Origin of the sequence: Mesorhizobium sp. M1143 (genome assembly GCF_040318435.1) — a bacterium.
Taxonomy (GTDB): Bacteria; Pseudomonadota; Alphaproteobacteria; order Rhizobiales; family Rhizobiaceae; genus Mesorhizobium.
This window is the reverse complement of sequence record NZ_JAMYMJ010000189.1, coordinates 1-857: the sequence shown is the minus strand read 5'-3', so window position 1 is coordinate 857 and position 857 is coordinate 1. Positions and strand designations below refer to the sequence as shown.

Genomic DNA, 857 nt, shown 5'->3' with positions numbered 1-857 from the left:
CGCGATGCCGGCTCGCAGGGCGGCCACGACGACGTCTTCACCTACACCATCAAGGATGGCGACGGCGACACCTCGCACACCACGCTGACCATCTCGATCGGCGACTCGACGCCGACCGACAGCATTCCGGCGCCGGGCCTTGCCTCGACCACCGTCTATGAGGCCGGCCTTCCGGCACGCGGCGGCGAGTCCGCGGGCTCGAACGCTGCCGCCAACTCGGAGACCACCTCGGGCACCATCGGCTTCACTTCGCCGGACGGCGTGTCGGTAGTCTCGCTCGGCGGCCATGTGCTGACCGGCGCCGCGCAGACCTTCACCGACGCCACCGGCTCGCTGACGGCAAGCTATGTCTACAATCCGGCCACCGGCGCCGGCACGATCAGCTATTCCTACACGCTCGTCGACAACACCACCGGCGACAACACCACCGCCAGCTTCGCAGTCGTCGTCACCGACACTGACGGCGACAGCGCACCGGCCGGCAACCTGGTCATCAACATCATCGACGACGTGCCGACGGCGCATGCCGATACCGACAGTGTAGCCTCCAACCAGTTCACGGCCGAGGCCGGCAACGTGCTGACGGCGGTGGGCACCACCTCGCCGGTGACCGGCATCGATGTCCTGGGTGCAGACGGCGCAGCGGTGGTTGGCGTCCAGGCCGGCGACACCAATGCCGACTTCACCGGCTCGCTCGGCGTGCAGATCCAGGGCACCTACGGCAAGCTGACGCTTAACGCCGACGGCTCCTACTCCTATGTACGCGATGCCGGCTCGCAGGGCGGCCACGACGACGTCTTCACCTACACCATCAAGGATGGCGACGGCGACACCTCGCACACCACGCTGACCATCTC

Annotated in this window: 1 pseudogene; it reads left to right on the top strand. The window is 67.4% G+C overall.

The features are described 5' to 3' along the window. Nucleotides 1–857: pseudogene (locus tag NKH35_RS31870) on the top strand (hypothetical protein); the annotation flags it as partial.